Source organism: Thalassotalea eurytherma, assembly GCF_030161415.1.
In the GTDB taxonomy this organism is placed as follows: Bacteria; Pseudomonadota; Gammaproteobacteria; order Enterobacterales; family Alteromonadaceae; genus Thalassotalea_G; species Thalassotalea_G eurytherma.
The window spans coordinates 64,681-85,248 of sequence record NZ_BSSU01000010.1; the positions used below are offsets into that span (position 1 = coordinate 64,681).

Below are 20,568 nucleotides of genomic sequence, written 5' to 3' on the forward strand. Positions count from 1 at the left end.
GACAAGGTTTAAGTTCGACTTATTTGTCGTCCTTAACCTCTTCAAACTCTGCATCTACAACATCGTCGCCAGCAGGAGCTGCATCAGCTTCTGGTGCTGCGCCTTCAGGAGCTGCGCCACCTTGAGCTTGTGCTTTAGCTTGAGCAATTTCCATTAACTTAGCTGAAGCTTCAATTAATGCTTGTTGCTTAGCGTCGATAGCTTCTTTATCGTCGCCTTTATTTGCTTCTTCTAACTCAGCAATTGCCGCTTCAATTTTCTCTTTGTCTTCAGCTGGTAGGTCATCACCTGCTTCTGTTACTTGAGTTTTTGTTGCGTGAACCATGCCGTCAGCTTGGTTACGAGCAGTCACTAACTCTTCAAACTTAGCATCAGCATCAGCATTCGCTTCTGCGTCACGTACCATTTGTTCTACTTCATCATCAGATAAACCAGAAGACGCTTTGATTGTGATCTTTTGCTCTTTACCTGTGTTCTTGTCTTTTGCAGACACATGTAAGATACCGTCAGCATCGATGTCAAAAGTTACTTCGATTTGCGGCATACCACGAGGAGCAGCATCAATACCTTCAAGGTTGAATTGACCTAAAGATTTGTTCGCTTGTGCTTGCTTACGCTCACCTTGTAATACGTGAACAGTTACCGCAGCTTGGTTATCTTCAGCTGTTGAGAACGTTTGAGACTGTTTTGTTGGGATTGTTGTGTTTTTGTCGATAACCTTAGTCATCACACCGCCCATTGTCTCAATACCAAGTGATAATGGTGTAACGTCTAATAATAGAACGTCAGTAACATCACCAGATAAAACACCTGCTTGTACAGCAGCACCTGAAGCTACAGCTTCATCAGGGTTAACATCTTTACGTGGTTCTTTGCCGAAGAAGTCAGTAACTACTTGCTGTACTAATGGCATACGTGTTTGACCACCAACTAAAATAACGTCGTTTACGTCAGATGTTGATAAGTCAGCATCAGCTAGTGCAGTTTTTAACGGCTCTAATGTTGCTTTTACCATGTCTTCAACTAACGCTTCTAGTTTTGCACGAGTAACTTTAATGTTCATGTGCTTAGGACCAGTAGCATCAGCAGTTACGTATGGTAAGTTGACGTCAGTTTGTTGTGCAGAAGAAAGCTCACATTTTGCTTTTTCAGCAGCTTCTTTAACACGTTGCATAGCAAGTGGATCGTTTTTAAGGTCAAGACCTTGTTCTTTCTTGAACTCATCCACTAGGTAGTTGATTAAACGGTTATCGAAATCTTCACCACCTAAGTGAGTGTCACCGTTTGTCGCTAATACTTCAAAGGTGTGCTCGCCGTCCATCTCATCAATTTCAATGATTGAGATATCGAATGTACCACCACCTAAGTCGTAAACAGCAACTACTTTGTCGCCCTTTTGCTTGTCCATGCCGTAAGCAAGAGCAGCAGCAGTTGGCTCGTTAATAATACGCTTAACTTCTAAGCCTGCGATACGGCCAGCATCTTTAGTTGCTTGACGTTGTGAGTCGTTAAAGTATGCAGGTACAGTAATAACCGCTTCAGTTACTTCTTCACCTAAGAAGTCTTCAGCCGTTTTCTTCATTTTCTTTAATACTTCAGCAGAAACTTGTGGTGGCGCAACTTTTTCGCCTTTTGCTTCTACCCATGCATCGCCATTATCAGCTTTCTTGATACCGAAAGGCATGATATCGATGTCACGTTGTACTTCTTTATCTTCAAAGCGACGACCGATTAAACGCTTAATTGCGAATAATGTATTTTGAGGGTTAGTTACCGCTTGGCGTTTTGCTGGTTGACCAACTAAAGTTTCGCCTTCATCTGTGTATGCAATGATAGAAGGAGTTGTACGATCGCCTTCTGCATTTTCAATTACTCGTACGTTTTCGCCGTCTAAAACAGCTACACATGAGTTAGTTGTCCCTAGGTCAATACCAATAATTTTGCCCATCTTGAGGATCTCCGAATTTCTGTAATAAAGTTTAATTGCTTAGTTGATTAACGATGTGGGGTCAGGCCAAATCCTTTTCAACGTCTTTTTTTAAAAAAATTGTAATTTTTAGTAAAAATCGTGGACTTATTTAATCAACAAAGCGTATGTATGTGGTTTACTCGTACTATTTACGATAAAAGTTACGAATAAAAAAGCCGAGCTTAGCTCGGCTCTAAACATATGTGTTTAATTTATGCTTGGGTATCAACCGCAGGTGCTTTTGAAACCATAACCATGGCTGGGCGAATTAAACGACCATTTAACTCGTAACCTTTTTGCATAACAGCAATGACAGTGTTTGGTGCTACACCAGGCACTTCTTGCATAGACATTGCTTGATGCAACTCAGGGTTAAAAGGTTGATCTTGCGGATCAACAGCAGTTACACCTGACTTTTCTAACGAAGATAATAAACCTTGATACGTTAACTCAATACCTTCAAGCATAACTTTTTGTGATTCATCTTCTTTATCGATGCTTTGTAGTGCACGCTCTAAGTTATCTACCGTTGTTAACATTTCTCCGGCAAATTTTTCTAACGCGAACTTACGGGCTTTTTCAACATCTTGTGCTGAACGACGACGAATGTTGTCTACTTCGGCTTTCGCGCGAATAACACTGTCTTTTTGATCGGCAACCGTGCCTTGCGCTGCCGCTAAAGCTAACTCAAGCTCATTGATTCGTTCTTGCTCAGGGCTTAATAACTCACCTTCAACTTCCACTTCAGGTGCTTGCTCCTCAACAACTTGTTCGGTTTCATTTACTACTTCTTCATTTGCAACGTCTTGTGCTGCATCATTTTGCGTTGACTCGTTAGTCATGGATAACTCCAAGAAAAATACTATTGCTGGTAATTATGGGGATAAGAAATTTGGTTTCAAGCATGATTATAAATAATTTTAATAAAAAAGTACGCTTTACAAGCGATTGAATTGGAGCGACACTTCACTCATTAGGCAACTACTTGATACTTTTGCAAAAGATGACAGCACTATATAAAACCATCGGCCTGATTGGTAAACCTCACCATGAAGGCGCAGAAAAAACGATTCACAGCTTATATGACTATTTAACTGAGTCAGGCTATCAAGTGCTGATTGAAGAAACAGTCGCCAATACAATTTCCATTGAAAATAGTGTTACTGCAACCTTGGTTGATATCGGTGAGCGAGCAGACCTAGCCATAGTTATCGGTGGTGACGGTTATATGCTAGGTGCTGCGCGTGTATTGTCATGCTATAACATTGGCGTTATCGGCGTAAACAGAGGCAACTTGGGTTTCTTGACTGACCTGTCACCTGATAATGTGATTGAGCCCTTAAAGAAAATTCTTGCTGGCGAATCATATTCTGAACAGCGCTTTCTTATAGAGGCTGAAGTATATCGCCATGGAAAGTTAAAAAGCTCAAATTCAGCAATGAATGAAGCCGTACTTCATGCTGGTAAAGTAGCGAATATGATTGAGTTTGAAGTCTACATTGATGACAAATTCATGTTTAGCCAACGCTCTGATGGATTAATTATTTCGACACCTACCGGTTCGACAGCATATTCAATGTCTGCTGGTGGCCCAATATTAACACCAAATCTTAATGCACTTTCTTTAGTGCCTATGTTCCCCCATACGCTAACTTCTCGGCCAATTGTTGTTGATGGAGACAGTGAATTAAAGCTGATTTTAGCCAACGAAAATTACGAGAATTTACAAGTCAGTTGTGATGGCCATGTTATCCTTGCCGTTATGCCAGGTGATGAAGTGTTAATTCGCAAAAGTCCAAACACGTTACGCTTAATTCACCCAATAGATCACGATTACTTAAAAGTATTACGTTCAAAATTAAGTTGGGGTAATAAGCTTTATTAACAAAAGCTTATATCACCATCTTTAAAAAACGATAAATATTTAAACAAATACTATTGCCAAAAAACAAAATACTGTATAAATTATCAGTATATTAATTCTTAGTGTTCGGTATTTGATCTTATGTTGACCCAATTAACTATCTCAAACTTTGCCATTGTTAAACAATTAGAGTTAGATTGGCGTAATGGTATGACAACGATTACTGGTGAAACAGGTGCGGGTAAATCAATAGCAATTGATGCGTTAGGTTTATGTCTTGGTGATCGAGCGGTAACAAACGTTGTTAGGCCTAACACCAAAAAAGCTGATTTAAGTGCAACCTTCGACATTAAGAAAAACAAACCTGCAAATACATGGCTTTCTCAACATGATTTAGAGGGCGACGATGAATGTATTTTGCGTCGTGTTATTTCAAGTGAAGGTCGTTCTAAAGCCTATATTAATGGCTCTCCAGTACCGTTAACGCAATTAAAAGAACTTGGCAGATTACTGATCAATATTCATGGCCAGCATGACCATCAACTTATTGTAAAAGCCTCGGAGCAAAGGCGACTACTAGACAATTATGCAAAGCATCAAAACCTAATAGACGACGTTAGCTATTACGCCAAAAAATGGGCTGAATTAACCAACGAATTAGAGCGTTTGCAAACTAGCCAAGCACAGCGAGAAGCTGAACAACAGTTGCTTCAATATCAAGTTAAAGAATTAGACGAGTTTTCAATTTGTGAAGGTGAATTTGAAACGCTGGAAAATGACTATAAAAAGTTTAGTAACTCGCAAAGTATATTAGAAGACACCTTAACAACACTTGAATTAGCATGTGACAACGAACAATTTAATATATTAGATAGCTTGCGCCAATGTGTTGATAGACTGATACAATACAGCGATATAGACGGTGACCTTGCAAATGTTTCAACCATTTATCAAGACGCGTTAATTCAGCTTGAAGACGCAAGTAATGATCTGAGACATTTTCATGAACGCCTTGAGCTAGATCCCCAACAATTTCAAGTTATAGAAGAGCGCTATTCAAATGCAATTAACCTCGCAAGAAAGCATCAAGTTTCGCCTGAAAGCTTGCATATAAAGCATCAGGAATTATTGCAAGCTTTGGCGAATATCTCAGGTGATGATTCTCGACAAGAACAAATATTTGTTGAACTTGATAAAACCAAAATAGACTACCTTGAAGCAGCGAAGCGTTTAAGCGATTCAAGAAGTAAAGCCGCGGGCGAAATTAGCCAATTAATTACGAGCAGCATTCAAGAACTAAATATGCCACATGGCCAATTTAAAGCCCACGTATCGACAAAAGAAGGTGAACAGTTAAGTAGTCATGGCTTAGACGACATTACTTTTTTAGTGAGCATCAACCCAGGGCAAGCATTAGAAGCAATGCATAAAGTCGCGTCAGGTGGTGAGTTATCAAGAATTAGTTTAGCCATGCAGGTTATTTTAGCTGACAAGGTTACTTCCCCTGCTCTTATTTTTGATGAAGTAGACGTGGGTATTAGTGGTCCTACAGCTTCAATGGTGGGTGATAAGCTCAAGCAACTTGCTAAAACAACACAAGTGATTTGTGTAACGCATTTACCGCAAGTTGCATGTAAAGGACATCAACAGTATTTCGTCGCAAAATTAACAGATGGCGAGCATACAGAAACAACGGTCACTGAACTAAGCGAGCAAGCTAGAGTCAAAGAAATTGCTCGACTGCTTGCAGGCGACAAAATTTCAGAGCACAGCTTGGCTAATGCAAGCGAGTTGCTCGCAAGTTAACTGAATTTTAATCAGATATTTCCTGCTGCACTTGTTAAGTATGTAATAAAAAACTCACTAGGTAAGCATCAGCATAGATTTACGTTAAAAAAAGTTTTGTATCAAACAGCGCGCTTGGGTATGATGCCAAGCTAAATAATAAAGGATAAGAAATATTCATGCTGTTACGAGTATCTATTATTGCACTTTCTCTTTCGTTAAGTGCCTGTTCAAATTGGATTTATCGAATTGACATCCCACAAGGTAACTATCTAGAGCAAAAAGCTATCGACCAATTACAAGTTGGAATGACAAAAGAACAAGTAAAATTTGTTCTGGGTAGCCCGGTAATTGTTGATACGTTTAAGCCTGATGTTTGGCATTATGTCTATGAATTTAATTCAGGAAAAGACAAAAAGTTAGATTTTAAAAAGAAGTTTATTGTCACGTTTGAAGACAATAAACTAAAAACAGCTGAAGGTGATTTCACCTTACCTGAATCCTTTTATACGCCTATGGAAAATGACGAATAGGTTTAGCTAAAGTTAACGTAATAAAAAACGACGCAATAGCGTCGTTTTTTTATTTATACGCGGGTAAAATCTCACGCTATAATTAGCTTTTATTGCCACCACGCAATGGATTTACACGGCCACCAGTTACCTTGTCAGCTCTGCCATCTGCCTTTGCTTGTTCGGCTCTGCGTTTACGCACTTCTTTTGGATCAGCTATCAAGGGACGATAGATTTCTATACGATCTAAATCGCTAACGATGTCATTGAGTTTAACGGCACGATTCCAGATACCTACTTTATTAATCTTCAAATCAATCTCAGGGAAAATCGATAAAATGCCAGATTGTGTAATCGCTTGCTCAACATCAATGCCATCATCTAATGTTACGGTTAGTAGCTCTTGTTTGTTAGGCGTACCATAAACAACTTCAACTTGTATTGTTTCTTGTTCCACGTTAGCTATAAACCTCTTTTGCACGTTCAGTGAATGACTTCACCATATTATTTGTTAATTGAGAAAATACTTTACCAAAAGCAAAATCCAACACTTTGCTAGAAAATTCATAGTCTATTTCAAAGTCAATTTTGCAAGCATCTTCAGATAGAGGCGTTAGGTGCCAAGCACCTTTCAAATATTTAAATGGACCATCAACAAGTTCTAAAGTCACTTTATTCGCTGTTTTATAAGTGTTTTGGGTAGTAAACCACTTCTTTACTCCGCCTTTGGAAACCAATAATGACGCAGTCATTGAGTGTTCGTCTTGCTGGATAATCTTGCTGTCCGCACAATCAGGCACAAACAATGGATAATTCAAGACGTCATTAATTAATGTAAACATTTGGTCGACACTGTGCATTACTAACGCACTGCGATTAATTGTTGGCATTTCTACTCCTATTAACAAGATTAATAATGATATCAAAGCCAAAACCAAAGCGCATTATGTGAAAAGTTATTTCTAAATCGTAATTAGTGATTTCATTGAAAAAATTTAACAGTATAATGGCGCCATTATGGCAAAGAAAAAATCAAAACAATCAAATAGCAATACTATTGCGCTCAATAAAAAAGCTCGCCACAACTATAACCTGACAGATAAATTTGAAGCAGGAATGAGTTTACAAGGCTGGGAAATTAAAAGTATTCGAGACGGCAAAGTTAACATCTCAGATTGCTACGTTCACATTAAAGATAGAGAAGCTTATTTAGTTGGTGCTGAAATTATGCCGTTAAATATGGCATCTACTCACGTCGTCTGTGATCCTACTCGCCCACGTAAGTTGTTACTTAATCGCCGAGAACTAGATCGTCTAGTGGGTGCTGTCGAACGAGAAGGCTATTCACTTATTGCTACAGCAATGTACTGGAAGCAATGCTGGGTCAAGCTTGAATTTTATTTGGGTAAAGGTAAGAAAACCCATGATAAGCGTGCTGATGAGAAAAACCGTGAATGGGCTATTGATAAAGGCCGAATCATGAAAAATAAGAATCTAGAAAAGTAAGTCGAACTCAGTTCGACTTACTTTTCTTTACGCTGTTATCAAATAGTATTTAATTTTTTTCACAACGAATATGAACCAGCACAACCAGTAGCGCTTGTTATACACGTTTAATAGTCATTGTCTCTAAGCAGCTTTTTAATATCATCTTTTGCATTAATAATATGACTTCGTAAAAACGCTAATGCTTCCTCACTCTTGTTAGCGATGCATAGTTGTAGCAACTTTTTATGCTCATCTTGCGCTGTACTTTCACCGCCTGCCAACAATAAATGCATGCGCACGTACCTTAACGAATTCTTAATCAAGGCATCAGCTAATTCAGCTGTGTGTGGACGATTTGCACGACAATACAAAATATTATGAAAACGGTAATTTAGCTCACCTTGTGAATTGCCCGCATGCCCTGAAGCTTCTTCCATTTGTTGTATTAACGCTTCGGCTTCAGCAATATCTTCTTTAGTCAACTTATCCATTGAGTACTTGAGAAGCTCACATTCAAGTAAAGCCCTTAATTCAAAGATTTCATCAACTTGATCGACAGATAACTCAGTCGTTGTTGCGCCTTTATGTGGTTCAAAGTTAACAAGACCTTCTGCCTCTAACTGCAACAAGGCTTCACGCACAGGAATACGCGAAACATTAAGCTCTTCAGCCAACGCGGCCTGCCTTAATGCTTCACCGGCGGCTATTTCACCGGATAGAATTTTATTTCTTAGTGCTTCAACAACGAGTTGAGTTCTCGTTTTGTGTACAATCGCCATTCATTTTCTCTATATTGCATTTTGTATACGATTATAAGCACTTCAGATTTGAGTTACCAATAAAGTTTGCGTCCCTGCACACTTTACCGGAGAAACTAGCTTTGATAGCAAATAGGCCTTAAGAAGCGTTGCTTTGCTTGAATACCAACAGAGGTTGAACGCACATCAGTCGATGAAGGGAATGGCCCGCCATGATTCATGGTTTCACAAACCTCTACACCTGTAGGCATTTGGTTGAAAATCAATCGTCCCACTTTGTAACTCAGCTGTTCCGTGAGTTCATGATTTGCATCTATTTCAGAGACAACACCATGAATTGACGCGGTTAGTTGTCCAGAAAACTGTTCAACCAACCAGACAAGTTCATCGATGTCATGATATTCAATCACGAGAGCGAAGGGCCCAAACACTTCCTCCTGTAAAATAGGCTCTTCAACAAAATGTTTGGCGGTTGTTGCTAATACTTGCGCTTGAGGGTGAAACGGCTCTAACGGTGCATTCTTAGCCACTAAACTTATGCCGTTTAGTTCACTAATTGTCTGAGTCGCTTTTTGGTAACTTGCTAAAATACCTGGCGTTAACAGCGGAGCACTTGCTTGCTCAGCAAGCACTTGCTCTACTTTTGCTAGAAATTGGTCGCTGCCTTTAGGGATTAGCCATACGCCCGGGCTTGTGCAAAACTGTCCTTGTCCCATCATTAATGAGTTAACAAAGTTTGTTGCTAAGGTTTGGCCGTCATTTTCCATTAACCTTGGTAAAATAACTTGTGGGTTTACACTGCCTAACTCTCCATACAAAGGAATAGCTTCAGCACGTTTAAAAATGCTTTGTTGTAATGCTTGAGCGACATTAAACGATCCTGTAAAACCAACGGCTTTAACTTCAGACTGCTGCACTAACGCATGACTTGTTTGCGGATGAGATGCTTGTATCAAGGAAAACACACCAAGAGGCATACCGGTTGACTTTATGGCTTTTAACATTGCTTGTGCCATCAACTCACTTGTTGCTGGGTGAGCTGGGTGGCCTTTAACAATCACACTGCAACCCGCAGCAAGAGCCGACGCCGTATCGCCACCTAATACAGAAAATGCATAAGGGAAATTCGACGCACCAAAAACTGCAACAGGTCCAACAGGGATTTGTGCTAGCTTCGTTGCTGGTTTAGGTAGCGGTTGGCGATCCGGTTGAGCTGCCTCTACTTTAACTTGAGGGGGAGTGTTGATTAAGTCATTAGCAAAGAAACGTAATTGATTCACCGTGCGCATGCGCTCACCTTGTAGGCGTTGCTCTGGCAGTCCTGTTTCTTGCATGGTCACATCAATTAACATATCACCCAACGCCAAAATTTGATCAGCAATAGCATTTAACAACGCTGCTCGCTGTTGTTCACTCGTTGTTCTGTATTTTTTAAAGGCCTGTTTTGCGACAAACGCAGACGCTTTTACGAGTTGCTCACTTGCTTCGTAAAACAGCGTATCTGCATACTTATTTTGCGCTGGAATAAAGGCCTGAAAGCTTTGCACGTCTTCATCTACCTGCCAAACACCATTAATTAAACTTTTACCTGTGATATTCATACTTTCACCTAAAAATTAGATAACCTGAAACCCTGCGTGATACGGATCATCTGTATCAACAGTTATACAATTACTGCCAAACACCTTGGCCCAACCTTTTATACTTGGCATGATTGCCGTGTACTCACCAAGTTGACAAACTTGCTCAACACAACCAACAAATTGGCTGCCAATAAAGCTTTCGTGAATAAACTCTTGACCAACCGTTAGCTGACCTTTGGCAAATAGCTGTGCCATACGGGCACTCGTGCCGGTGCCACAAGGCGAACGATCTATTGCCTTATCACCGTAAAATACTGCATTGGCAGCATCAGCCGATTTATCTTTTGGTGTACCTGTCCACAACAGGTGAGACGCGCCAGAAACAGAGCTATCTTCAGGGTGAATGCAATCAACTTGCTGATTAACGAGATCTCGAACAAGCGGGCTAAAACGCAAAACATCTTCTGCTTGCCAGTGCTCGATACCGGGAAAGTTATTTTGAGGCTCCACGATAATATAGAAATTTCCACCGTAGGCCACATCAACAAAAAGCTCGCCTAAACCCGGCACTTCAAGTCTAATATTTTGATGGGCCAGGTAAGACGCAATATTATAGATTTTGACCCATTCAACTTTTTTGTTAGCCATATGGTAATCAACAACAATATCACCGGCAGGCACTTCAATGTTAAGCTTACCTGGCGTTTTAGGTTGTATAAGCCCGGCTTCTAAACCTGCGGTAATTGTACCTATAGTGCCATGACCACACATTGGTAAGCAGCCTGATGTTTCAATAAATAATATTGCTGCATCATTTTCTATGTTAATCGGGGGATATAAAAAAGCACCCGACATCATATCGTGCCCACGAGGCTCAAACATTAGTGACTGTCTAATCCAGTCATGGTGGGTAAGAAAATCTTGCCGACGCTCACTCATGGTATTGCCAACTAGCGAAGGGTGACCACTGGTCACTAGTCTGACTGGGTTGCCACAAGTGTGAGCATCAATACAATAGAAGGTGCCTTTTTGCATAACTACTCCGTTAAATTAAACTTCGCCAAGTCAATACGGTTTGCCATTGCAGTATCAAATAACGATTTAACGTATTGCTTCTCATCTTCTGGCAAACTTAAGCGTGGCGCGCGAGTTAGCTCAGAACCACGGCCAGCTAAAAACTCTGAATACTTAATGCATTGTACTAATGTAGGAATGGTATCCAATCTTAATAGTGGTAAGAACCATCGCCAAATTTCTACCGCCTCTTGGTAACGACCCTGTTCAGCAAGTTTATAAATTGCCACTGATTCTCTTGGGAAAACATTAGTCAAACCTGATATCCACCCGGTTGCACCTAGCATTAAGCTTTCTAATGCAATGTCATCAACACCACCAAATACGGTATATCGGTCGCCAAACTCACTGAACAACTCTGAAATTCGACGGGTATCTTCGGTTGCTTCTTTAACTGCGACAATGTTTTGCTCTTCGGAAAGCGTTTTCATTCCTTCTATGGAGACATCGACACCGTAAGTGACTGGGTTGTTGTAAACCATAATCGGTAAGGCTGTATTGCGAGCAACTTGCTGATAGTGATGGATCGCTTCTCGCTCAGTTGAGCGGTAAACCATGCCAGGTAAAACCATTAGGCCATCAATGCCGAGTTTTTCTGTATCTTGACTATATTCAATAGCAAATTGGGTCGTTGTTTCAGCCACACCTGATAATACAGGCACCCGTCCAGCAACAACTTCTTTAGCTGCAGCCATCACTTTACGTTTTTCGTCATGACGCAAAGAGCAGTTTTCACCAACAGTACCGTTAACAATAATGCCATGAACACCTTCTTTTATTAGGTTATCAAGCATCTGTTGTGTGGTTTCGTAGTTTATCGAAAAGTCATCATTAAATTGTGTGGTAACGGCTGGGTATACACCTTTCCAGTTAATTGACATGTGGTCAACTCCATAATTAGTTATCATTTGCTTGCTATCATAGGTATATTGTATACAATATTCAACAATAAATTTAACAAGGCATTAATATATGAAATTTGAAACATTGCATGACACGTCATTATTAGTGCTTAAAGCTTTTTATAGCGACCAAGTTAAGTGAATCACTATGCCTAAGACACAAACTCAAGTAGGGATCATTGGTGGCGGGATCATTGGAGTGTGCACTGCATTGTATTTGCAACGTATTGGCTATGATGTCTCGATTATTGATGCCAAAGGCATTGCCAAAGAATGCTCCCAAGGCAACGCTGGCCATTTTGCGACGGAGCAAATATTTCCTTTAGCAGATAAAGCATTGCTCGCGAACTTGCCAAAAATGTTGCTCGATCCACTAGGGCCGTTTCGTATAAAGCCGAGTTACTTCCTTAAAGCGTTGCCATGGTTTTTACGGTTTGTTTGGCAAATGAGAAAGAGGCCATTTACTCATAGTAAGTTAAAGCTTAAAGAGTTAAACAAGCATGCACTCTGTGCCTTTGAAGAGTTATTAGCCCCGTTTGAACTAGACAATTTAATTACATTGCAAGGTAGTATTTTAACCTTTGAATCTACACCTGATGAGCAAATAGAAACATTACTCAATAAGTACTTAGATGAAGGCGTTGACGTTAGTTGGCTATCGAAAGAACAAATTTTAGCCATCGAACCCAATTTATCAGAAAACGTCACCTCGGCTTTTTTATTTAACCTAGGTGGACATACCGCCGATCCTGAGCAACTTTGCGTTAGCTTAGCAGAACAGTTTTTAGCCGGTGGAGGCCAGATAATTATTGATCAGATCGAGGATATCAATACCCAAGATGCGGTATTATTAACGGGTGAAATGCATTCTTATCATTTTGATAAAATTGTGGTTGCAACTGGCGCGTGGTCAAAGAAACTTGCACATCAGCTTGGCTACTTTGTACCACTAGATACCGAGCGAGGCTATCACCTTATGGTTGAACAAGCCGATATGATTACTCGCCCTATTGCGTCAGCAGAACGAAAATTTATCATGACTCCAATGAGTAATGGGTTGAGATTAGCAGGCACGGTAGAGTTTGCAGGCCTTGATGCGCCATTAAATAACCAACGTGCCGATATATTGTTACCGCATGCAAAAAGCACGTTAAGAAGTTTACCAGATGCGAAGATCAGTGAGCCATGGATGGGTTTTCGTCCATCTTTACCAGATTCACTGCCCGTTATTGGACAGGCACCTAGGCATTCATCGGTATTTTTTGCCTTTGGCCATCATCACTTGGGACTGACCCATGGGGCGATTACCGGCAAATTAATAGCTGAGCAAATGTCTGGACAGAGAACAACAATAGACTTGGCTCCTTTTTGTATTAGCCGATTTAATTAAGAGACAAACACATGACATTGTATAAAACACACCTTGATTCCTTATGCAGTATTTTCACACAAGCGCTTGCTCGTAGCGAAGCTAACAGTGTATTGATTTATTCAGGGGAGCAAAAATATCCATTTAAAGATGACAATGGTCAGCGATTTAATATCAATCCCTACTTTAAATATTGGTTACCGCTTACTGATCAGGTGAAAAGCTTTATCTTTTTTGAGCCGGGTTATAAGCCACATTTATTTCTATTTCAAGTGAGCGACTATTGGCATGCACAACCTAAAGTACCTGCAGGCGAGTGGCAAGAGCACTTTGAACTCTCGATAATTGCTGACGTCAACGACGTTAAAAAGTCACTTAGTAGTAAATTAGCATCTTGTGCGTTTATTGGTGAAGAGCATGAAACGGCTTTATCAATAGGAATAAACCAGTTAAACCCTAAACGATTGCTTGATTATGTAAACTACCAACGTGCATACAAATCAGATTATGAAATTCATAACATGCGTATTGCTAATGAATATGCAGCCAAAGCACACCTTGCAGCCAAACAAGCATTTTTCGCCGGGGCATCTGAACTTGAGATCCATCATGCATACTTAGCTGCCATCAACATTAGAGAAAGCCAACTCCCCTATAACAACATCATTGCACTCAACGAAAATGGTGCAATTTTGCATTATGATCATTACCAAACAACCGCTCCTGCCCAACATAAATCATTTCTTATTGATGCTGGTGCAAGTTACTTAGGCTACCACGCTGACATTAGTAGAACCTATGTTAGCAATAATTATAAGAGCCATGAGTTCAATGACATGTATAAAGCCTATCAGCACCAATATAGTGAACTGCTTAGTGAAATAGCGTTAGGTAAATCGTACCTTGAGTTTCACGACTCATCACATCAACGCATCGCGCACTTGTTGAGTGAGTTTGGTTTAGTTAACTGCTCAGCCGAAGATGCTTATCAAAAAGGGTACAGTAGAGTATTTTTCCCATGTGGTGTTGGTCATTATATCGGATTACAAGTTCATGATATTGGTGGGTACTTAGCTGAAGAAGGCGATGAAGAGCTAGCTAGGGATGAGCGTTATCCATTTTTGCGATTAAACCGCCCGATGGAAGATCGCATTGTATTTACCGTAGAGCCGGGCATTTACTTCATCGATATGTTACTTGCTCAACATCAAAGCAATCCAGATTTCAATTGGCAAAAAATCAATAAGCTCAAAGTTTTTGGTGGTTTTAGAATGGAAGACAGTATTGCCCTGCACAACGGCAAGATTGAAAACTTAAGCCAAAATGCTTTCGATAAATTAGGCTAAATCTTGGCGGCCAACAATCAAAACTTGTTGGCCGTTTCACTTTCAATAAATATTTTTACCCCCTATTGAACAACTAAAGTATCGAGCCAACGAGTTTCTTCATGGTATTTTCTTATTGCTATGAAAGAGCGCAACGTCCTTGTTCTGCTCACGGGAAGATCTTAGGTGCTTAGTCACGCATGAATTCTTCAACATCTGAAATTGTCCGAGGCAATTCAACTGATAAATTTTCATATCCAGTATCGGTAACTAAAATATCGTCTTCTAAACGAATGCCCATCCCTCTAAATTTTGGATCAACTAATTCACAATGGCTTGGGAAATATAAGCCTGGCTCTATAGTAAAAACCATATTGGGCACTAGGCGAATACCCTGACCATCACTTTGGTGATAACTGCCAACGTCATGAACGTCCATGCCTAACCAGTGCCCAGTTTTATGAAGTGAAAATTGTTGGTGAAGTTGTTTTTCAATTATTTCGTCAACACTGGCATTTAGAATTTTTAAATCGTGAAGGCCTATGGCTAATTCCTTCATGGCAGTCGGGTAAATGTCATGCCAGTTACCACCAGGCTTTACTGTTTCAATCGCGCTATCTAACGCGTTAAGCACCAATTGATATATGTCGCGTTGCGCGCCACTAAATTTACCACTAACAGGATATGTTCTCGTGATATCGGCGGTGTAATATTGATAGTCAGCCCCCGCATCGATCAACAGCATTTCCCCCGGTTTGAGTGTTGCGGTATTTTGTGAGTAATGCAGACAGCAAGCATTGTTCCCCGTTGCAACGATTGATGGGTAGCCAACATCCTGACAGCCAAATTTACTCGCATGCTGATTAAATATGGCCGCTAATTCATGCTCAGTGATCCCAGACTGAGTTGCTTTCATAACTTGTTGGTGAGCACTAACTGAAGCACCAACCGCTTGCTTAATTAGCGCTAATTCATGCGGGTCTTTAACTCTGCGTTTTTGATGGATAAAAGATAATACACTGTGTAACTGCTTGAATATTTTAATCTCGTCAAATTTAGCCCCCTTTCGTTGACCATCTAACCATTGGAAAACTTGGTTATGAAAACGCCCTAACTCATCTGATATATAAATATGCTTTCTATTGCCTAATAGTTGATGAATTTTTTCATTAAACAAAGCAATTTCAAATGCCTCGTCAGCATCGTATTGTTCAATTGCACCTTGCTGCCCTGTTCTAGCCGCAAACCATACTTCTTGGAAATCATCTTTCGGTTGGTTAAATATGACAAATGGCTTGTCACAATTAGGTCGCAAAATGGCAACGGCATCTGGTTCGGCATACCCAGTTAGGTAATAAAAATCATGGTCCTGTCGAAACGGGAAAAGAATATTCTTATTTCTCACCTTTTCAGTATTGCCAACTAAAATAACCACCGAGTCTTGCTCGATTGAGGAAAGTAAGTCATTACGACGTTGTTGATAAATACTCATGCAGACTCCCTTAATTTTTCGACGATCAATTGTGCTGCAGCAAGATCTTCAAGTGCATGGCCCACAGATTTAAAGAAAGTAATATCGCTATTATTGCGTTCAAAATGCTTTTGCTCGCGACATAATTCAAAAAGATCCGCTTCTATTTTTTCTTTTTTTATCACGTTATTTTTTAATGGGATAGCTAGATCACCGGTTTCTTTAAGAGCGCCTTGATAGTTATCAACAACTATTCTGCTTCTTAATAAACATTGGTCATCAGCTTCTCGCATATCAGGGCGATAAGCGCCAACCATATCAAGATGCTGCCCAGGTTTAAGCAACGATCCTTTGATCAACGGCGTAATACTCATGGTGGCGCAAGAGATAATATCAACCTTGCCAATGGCATCATCTAAGTTACTGACCGCCTCAACATTTACCGATAAATGAGCTGTTCTTTTTACGATTTGATGGGCTTTTTCGTGGTTACGTCCCCAAACATAAACTTGCTTAATAGGCCGAACAGCACAATGTGCTTCGATAAGCTCGCTCGATAAGGTGCCTGTACCAATCATTAACAATGACTTGCTATTAGGATCAGAGAGAAAGCGACTCGCGAGCGCCGACGCTGCAGCCGTTCGTTTTGCCGTTAATGAAGGCGCATCTAGCATAGCTTTAACTTGCCCGGTTTTAGCGTCAATTAATACATAGACACCTTTTATCGACGGTAATTTGTATTTATAACTTTCTGGCACAACACTGACGAGTTTTACACCGATGTCTTTTCCAACTTGCCAAGAAGGCATCATCAGTAATGTTGTTTCACGGCTGCTGTCTGGATTGGGGATATCATAATGCTGACGAAGTGGCGTCTCTATATCGCTTGCAAAGGCATTTTGTAATTTATCAATAAGCTGATGCGGTTTTGTTATCTGATTTATTTGTTCCGCAGTTATAAATGTCATTGTCATAATTTATTGTCACTTGCTTGTACTTAACACACGTCAATTAGTTTGAAAGCTAGTCGTTGTTGTCTGTGAAGCTACTATGAGACCAGCATTCACAAAGATGTTATTTGGTCTTGATCGCGTTGATTATTTGAATCGAAACGTATGCCAAAAATTATCTATTTCTTTTTAAAAATTAGATGAGCTATTTAAGAAAACAAAGTATTGTATACAATATACCAGGATGTCAATCAGTAATTTTAAGTCCGTACACCGATTTTTTCGTGATCGATTTTTGATAAAAAAGTGATCAAGGCACTGTAAGTAGCTCTTTAAGTTGGTTATTTATTGCTCTAGCGCGCTGTTTAATTAGATTTATCGCTTGCTGTAGGAGAGTATTAGGCATAGAATGCCGATCTGTACTAGTTATTTTACTAGTAGCTACTTGGGGCTGATTCAGGATTCGACGAGATTCACGAAACCCAAGGTGCATGCCCAGGGGCGGTTGGCCTGGTAAAAAGCCGCAAAACTATAATTGCAAACGACGAAACGTTCGCACTAGCAGCTTAATGCTAGCCATCGCCTTAAAGACTCGCCTATTGTCTTGAGAATCGATGGTCACCCCAAGTAGGCTAGCGAGGGAAGCACGCTTGAGGCTGAACCGCGAAATAGTATCAAGCTCACCATGACGAAGCCTGTCGGTTGGCGTCTAATTGGCTAGACAAATAATCGACTAAGCATGTAGGACCGAGGATGTAGGTTTTTCGGACGCGGGTTCAACTCCCGCCAGCTCCACCACCTTCATAATTAAAGACGCTTTTTAGCGTCTTTTTTATTTGTCGTTTAAAAACAACTCTTCGCCTTATTCTTTAACACGCAGATACTCACTACAAATAGTGTCTGCCTGTAATTTAACTTGCTGATAATCTTGGTTTATATGTAACCTTCTAATATGCATATAGTTACTAAAAATGAGGATTAGCACCTGTTACGGGAAGAAGACTTTTTAAGAAGCATTTCACATGTATTAATTACCGGTAATCCAAGAACATGTATTTGTCGACATCATTGCCTGTTGCTGCACTTGTGTGATTAAACCCTGACGTTGCATATCATCTAACAATACACCTGGGTAGCAGTTTTCAACCGTTTCCATTTCGCCTAATGGGTAGGGGTCATCCACCCCCCAAACGATCTGACTCGCCCCTACTCGTTTGATCATCATATCAAGCGTTAACGGATCATGAACTAGGCTATCAAAAAACACATTTTTTGCCTGCATCGTCTCATTTGGCTCAAAGGTATTGGGAAAAAGGTCTGGCCTGCCTTGTACGCCTTGATTCACCCTAGCGATGTTTGCTTGTGCCAACATTGCACCGTGTGCAAAACACGTTCGTACGTTAGGGTACTTAATTGCAAAGCCTTTAAGACTATACATTAAGAATGTATCGGCAGTTTGTGCCATCATCCAAACAAGATGATTTCGCCAAAACTGATCCTTTAGGTTGACCATTTTGCCAGCGTCATAGGGGTGAATTTCGATGGCCAAGCCATGCTCATTAGCAAGTTGCCAAATAGGCTCACACGACTCGTCTGCAACACTAACCCAATGCCCATCGTGCGTGAGATAATGCGTACTTAAACATAACAGCTTCATATTCAATTGCGTTACGCATCGTTCTATTTCTTTGAGCGCTTGATCAATATGGGCAGGTTGAACAACAAAACCTGTTGTAAATTTATCACCATGCTCTGTCTGAACTTGCCCATTAAAGTCGTTTTGAAAATGAAGAATAGATTGCGTATCGGCTTCATTTATCCCGTTGCAGTATAGTTGCGATAGGTTCAATATCACTTCATGCTCGATACCATGTTTCGCCATCCACTCAATTTTTTCACGTAAGAAAAAACTTTTATCGGTAATTGGCCTGCGCCAATCATTTTGATGCATAAACTTGCGTTGCTCATCAATCCAAAAGTACTTTTTCTTTTTCATGAACGCAGGTACTTGCTCAGGATATGGTAGCAAGTGACCATGGGCATTAATTTTGTTAAAACGGCTTGTTTTTGTAAGCATTAGGGTATTTTTATTATGATTATTAACGCAACTAAGATGGCAAACTCGCGAAAAATTAGCAAGTTACTTTGACATTTTAGCAAGCATTGCCTCAACCGCTTTCATATGATCTTCGTCGTGGTGACACATTCCTTGAAACGCAGCACACATTGATAAAAAATCAGGTAGCTCTGTTCTTTGCGCCATTTTCATTAAGCGTTTTGTCATTCTCATGGCAGCAATAGGATTGCTGGCGATTTGTTTTGCCAGATCGTAGCTTTCAGCCATGAGCTGGTCAGCCTCTACAACTTTTAGCACAACACCTAAAGTTAAGGCTTCTTGGGCGTCAATAACACGTCCTGTAAAGGTAAGTTCCGCCGCTTGTTGATAACCAATAATGCGTTGTAAAAACCAAGCTCCACCGTCACCTGGTATCAATCCTAAGCTAGAAAAGGTTTCTCCAAACTTTGCTTTCTCACTCGCTATACGAATGTCACACATATTGGCTAAATCAAAGCCAGCACCAATTGCAGGGCCATTAACAGCAGCAATAACTGGTACTTCAATACTTTGCATTGCTAAAGGAATTTTTTGAATGCCATGACGATATTTGTCCATTAAGGTTTTTACGTCACCACCAAAATCACCGGCCCGGTTTGCCATATCTTTGACATTACCGCCAGCAGAAAAGGCTGAGCCTGCACCAGTTATGACCAGCACTGCAATTGATTGGGTTTGATTGATCCAGTTAGCTGTTAAGCAAATATCCTCGATAAGCGCTGTACTGGTTAAGGCATTTCGCACGTCGTGACGGTTTAAGGTAAGCGTTGCCACATTGTCACTAAGTGACAGTTCTGCGTCGGTTAATTGTGGAAGCGTAATCATCGTATCGCCTTAAAAATAAAAACAGTATACGACGAGCCTACGACTTATTCACCTTTGTGTTTGCGTTTTTTCTTCGCTTTTTTAAGGTAAGGCTGGCAAAACAAATAGAGTCCCGTTAGCCAAAGAACCAGCAGCACAATGCCGCTAGGTAACATTAGCCAAAGGTTAGCGTTATTGAAGAAAAATGTACCATCATGCAAGCTTTCTAAGAAGTCTGAACGTCGATACGCTACTTGCAATATATCGCCGGATTCATTATCAATTTGAACTTCCCATTGGCTTTTGGTTCGTACTTTAGTGATGCCTTTGCTTGGTCGTACGTCAAGCCTATCAATATCTTGCCAACTATTAACTTCTGCCTTTTTGATAGATTTGACCTGTTCAAGCATCTGCTCAAAACTCACCGTTGGTGTCGTTGATACACCTTGTTGGCTTGGTGGTTGAAGGTAATCAAAGTCTTTTCTCACTAACAATAAAATTCCACTAATAAGTACGATGAGAATAGGCAGAGCAATGATAATACTGCCCCACTTGTGGATTTTTCTGTTAGTTTTGTTAAACGACATAAAATTAACTT

General features: G+C 40.3%; 19 protein-coding genes and 1 other RNA gene. 7 read left to right on the plus strand and 13 right to left on the minus strand.

From position 1 onward, the window contains the following. Nucleotides 1-19: 19 nt before the first annotated feature. A complete protein-coding gene (dnaK, locus tag QQK02_RS10690; RefSeq protein WP_284208009.1) occupies nt 20-1,948 on the minus strand; it encodes a molecular chaperone DnaK in 1,929 nt (642 codons plus the stop codon). A gap of 233 nt (nt 1,949-2,181) precedes the next feature. Beyond that, nucleotides 2,182-2,811 carry a nucleotide exchange factor GrpE gene (grpE, locus tag QQK02_RS10695; protein ID WP_284208010.1) on the minus strand — a complete coding sequence of 210 codons (630 nt, stop codon included), beginning with the start codon at nt 2,809-2,811 and terminating at the stop codon, nt 2,182-2,184. A gap of 161 nt (nt 2,812-2,972) precedes the next feature. Between grpE and nadK the strand changes: the two genes are divergently transcribed. The 3 genes from nadK to QQK02_RS10710 all read left to right on the plus strand — a co-directional run bounded on the left by nadK (nt 2,973) and on the right by QQK02_RS10710 (nt 6,151). Next, nucleotides 2,973-3,854, plus strand: coding sequence for an NAD(+) kinase (nadK, locus tag QQK02_RS10700; protein WP_284208013.1), 882 nt, complete (start codon nt 2,973-2,975; stop codon nt 3,852-3,854). 120 nt (nt 3,855-3,974) lie between these two features. After that, nucleotides 3,975-5,639, plus strand: a complete 1,665-nt coding sequence (recN, locus tag QQK02_RS10705; RefSeq protein ID WP_284208014.1) for a DNA repair protein RecN — start codon at nt 3,975-3,977, stop codon at nt 5,637-5,639. Between the two features lie 158 nt (nt 5,640-5,797). After that, a complete protein-coding gene (locus QQK02_RS10710; RefSeq protein WP_284208015.1) occupies nt 5,798-6,151 on the plus strand; it encodes an outer membrane protein assembly factor BamE in 354 nt (117 codons plus the stop codon). 82 nt (nt 6,152-6,233) lie between these two features. On the opposite strand, the gene QQK02_RS10715 is transcribed toward QQK02_RS10710, so the two are convergent. Continuing rightward, entirely contained in the window at nt 6,234-6,587 is a 354-nt protein-coding gene (locus QQK02_RS10715) for an RnfH family protein (protein WP_284208016.1), read from the minus strand. Between the two features lies 1 nt (nt 6,588). Continuing rightward, a complete protein-coding gene (locus tag QQK02_RS10720; RefSeq protein WP_284208017.1) occupies nt 6,589-7,020 on the minus strand; it encodes a type II toxin-antitoxin system RatA family toxin in 432 nt (143 codons plus the stop codon). 127 nt (nt 7,021-7,147) lie between these two features. On the opposite strand from QQK02_RS10720, the gene smpB reads away from it, so the two are divergent. Then, nucleotides 7,148-7,636 carry an SsrA-binding protein SmpB gene (gene smpB / locus QQK02_RS10725; RefSeq protein ID WP_284208018.1) on the plus strand — a complete coding sequence of 163 codons (489 nt, stop codon included), beginning with the start codon at nt 7,148-7,150 and terminating at the stop codon, nt 7,634-7,636. A gap of 107 nt (nt 7,637-7,743) precedes the next feature. Here the strand turns inward: smpB and QQK02_RS10730 are convergent, their stop codons facing one another. The 4 genes from QQK02_RS10730 to QQK02_RS10745 form a co-directional block, all read right to left on the minus strand. Beyond that, nucleotides 7,744-8,397, minus strand: coding sequence for a GntR family transcriptional regulator (locus tag QQK02_RS10730; RefSeq protein WP_284208019.1), 654 nt, complete (start codon nt 8,395-8,397; stop codon nt 7,744-7,746). 95 nt (nt 8,398-8,492) lie between these two features. Beyond that, nucleotides 8,493-9,977 carry an aldehyde dehydrogenase (NADP(+)) gene (locus QQK02_RS10735; protein ID WP_284208020.1) on the minus strand — a complete coding sequence of 495 codons (1,485 nt, stop codon included), beginning with the start codon at nt 9,975-9,977 and terminating at the stop codon, nt 8,493-8,495. 15 nt (nt 9,978-9,992) lie between these two features. Further along, entirely contained in the window at nt 9,993-10,994 is a 1,002-nt protein-coding gene (locus tag QQK02_RS10740) for a 4-hydroxyproline epimerase (protein WP_284208021.1), read from the minus strand. Nucleotides 10,995-10,996: 2 nt separating this feature from the next. Then, nucleotides 10,997-11,914, minus strand: a complete 918-nt coding sequence (locus tag QQK02_RS10745; protein WP_284208022.1) for a dihydrodipicolinate synthase family protein — start codon at nt 11,912-11,914, stop codon at nt 10,997-10,999. Nucleotides 11,915-12,083: 169 nt separating this feature from the next. On the opposite strand from QQK02_RS10745, the gene QQK02_RS10750 reads away from it, so the two are divergent. Continuing rightward, nucleotides 12,084-13,325 carry an NAD(P)/FAD-dependent oxidoreductase gene (locus QQK02_RS10750; protein WP_284208023.1) on the plus strand — a complete coding sequence of 414 codons (1,242 nt, stop codon included), beginning with the start codon at nt 12,084-12,086 and terminating at the stop codon, nt 13,323-13,325. A gap of 11 nt (nt 13,326-13,336) precedes the next feature. After that, nucleotides 13,337-14,650, plus strand: coding sequence for a Xaa-Pro dipeptidase (gene pepQ / locus QQK02_RS10755; RefSeq protein ID WP_284208024.1), 1,314 nt, complete (start codon nt 13,337-13,339; stop codon nt 14,648-14,650). Between the two features lie 169 nt (nt 14,651-14,819). On the opposite strand, the gene QQK02_RS10760 is transcribed toward pepQ, so the two are convergent. Together QQK02_RS10760 and lhpI are read right to left on the minus strand one after the other, a co-directional pair. After that, nucleotides 14,820-16,121, minus strand: a complete 1,302-nt coding sequence (locus QQK02_RS10760) for an aminopeptidase P family protein (protein ID WP_284208025.1) — start codon at nt 16,119-16,121, stop codon at nt 14,820-14,822. Next, on the minus strand, nt 16,118-17,068 hold the full coding sequence (gene lhpI / locus QQK02_RS10765; RefSeq protein WP_284208026.1) for a bifunctional Delta(1)-pyrroline-2-carboxylate/Delta(1)-piperideine-2-carboxylate reductase: 951 nt from the start codon (nt 17,066-17,068) through the stop codon (nt 16,118-16,120). Before lhpI ends, QQK02_RS10760 begins: the two co-directional genes overlap by 4 nt. Nucleotides 17,069-17,497: 429 nt before the next feature. Here lhpI and ssrA point away from each other — a divergent pair. Beyond that, nucleotides 17,498-17,848, plus strand: a transfer-messenger RNA (tmRNA) gene (ssrA, locus tag QQK02_RS10770). A 229-nt stretch (nt 17,849-18,077) separates the two neighbouring features. Here ssrA and QQK02_RS10775 read toward each other — a convergent pair. The 3 genes from QQK02_RS10775 to QQK02_RS10785 all read right to left on the minus strand — a co-directional run bounded on the left by QQK02_RS10775 (nt 18,078) and on the right by QQK02_RS10785 (nt 20,557). Next, the gene (locus QQK02_RS10775; RefSeq protein WP_284208027.1) at nt 18,078-19,127 is read right to left on the minus strand and encodes an amidohydrolase family protein; all 1,050 of its coding nucleotides are present in this window, start codon (nt 19,125-19,127) and stop codon (nt 18,078-18,080) included. A gap of 63 nt (nt 19,128-19,190) precedes the next feature. Beyond that, nucleotides 19,191-19,991, minus strand: coding sequence for an enoyl-CoA hydratase-related protein (locus QQK02_RS10780; protein WP_284208028.1), 801 nt, complete (start codon nt 19,989-19,991; stop codon nt 19,191-19,193). A gap of 44 nt (nt 19,992-20,035) precedes the next feature. Continuing rightward, a complete protein-coding gene (locus QQK02_RS10785) occupies nt 20,036-20,557 on the minus strand; it encodes a PepSY-associated TM helix domain-containing protein (RefSeq protein ID WP_284208029.1) in 522 nt (173 codons plus the stop codon). Nucleotides 20,558-20,568 lie beyond the last annotated feature (11 nt).